A 1,090-nucleotide genomic window follows, 5' to 3' on the forward strand; every position below is an offset into this window, starting at 1 on the left:
AGGTGCAGGATGTTTAGCGGACGGGCCATGGCCGCCGGATTAGCGAGCAGCGGACGGGTTGAAAACCGCTAACGCCATCTTCCTCCCCTGCAAGGGGAGGTGGCAGGCCGAAGGCCTGACGGAGGGGGCTTCCACAAGGGAGTCGCCTAGCGGCACGCCCCCTCCACCATGCTGGCGCATGGTCCCCCTCCCCGTGCCGGGGAGGAATGTGATGGCCCTATCCCGCCACGCGGTCGAGCAATCGCCCGATCCCCGCGATCGCCTCCGGCTCGGTCAGCAGGGGCGTGTGGCCGACATTGGGCACCGTCACCAGCTCCGACGGGGACAGGCGCTCGACCATCCGCCCGGCGACGGGCTCGCTCAGGATATCGGAACGCTCGCCGCGCACCACCAGCGTCGGCACGCCGTTCAATGCGTCGAGCGCCGACCACATGTCGGGCCCGCCCTCGGTATTGGGCACGCGGAACGGCTCGGCGATCTTCAGGTCGTAATCGAGCACGATCCGCCCCGCGCTGGTCAGCCGGTGCGTGCGCTTGGCCATGGCCAGCCAGTCCTCGATCCCCCAGCCGGGATAGACGTCCTCGTTATTCTCCTGCACGCAGCGTGCGGCGTGCAGCCAGGTGGGAAAGCTCTGCCCCTTGCCGACATAGCCGCGGATGCGCGCTAGCCCCGCCGCCTCGATCTCCGGCCCGATATCGTTCAGCACCGCGCCCGCCAGCCGCCCGCGCGCGGTCGCAGCCAGCACCATCGTCACGATCCCGCCCAGCGAGGTGCCGACCGCCACGAACCGGCCGATGCCGAATTCGTCGAGCCTCGCCTCGACATCCTGGACATAGGTGAGCGGCACATAGCTCATCGGGTCCTTGGCATAGGCACTCTCGCCCCGCCCCCGGAAACTGACCGCGATCACCCGCGCCCGGCCCGCCAGCGCCTCGGCCAGCCCCTCGAAATCGCGGGCATTGCGGGTCAGGCCGGGCAGGCAGATGACGGGGGGCAGCGCATCGCTTCCGGCATAATCCCGTGCGTGGAGCCGCAGGCCGTCCTTCGACCACCAATAACGATTCTCATACGCCGTCATGCTTGAAGGTCC

General features: G+C 68.8%; 1 protein-coding gene. It reads right to left on the reverse strand.

Annotated features, from left to right (window positions below; all coding sequences use genetic code 11):
• Positions 1-217: 217 nt before the first annotated feature.
• Positions 218-1,078 (reverse strand): alpha/beta fold hydrolase, encoded by an 861-nt coding sequence (locus U1700_RS15195; RefSeq protein ID WP_332753505.1) that lies wholly within the window; start codon positions 1,076-1,078, stop codon positions 218-220.
• Positions 1,079-1,090 lie beyond the last annotated feature (12 nt).

This window comes from Sphingomonas sp. RB1R13, assembly GCF_036663775.1.
Classification (GTDB): Bacteria; Pseudomonadota; Alphaproteobacteria; order Sphingomonadales; family Sphingomonadaceae; genus Sphingomicrobium.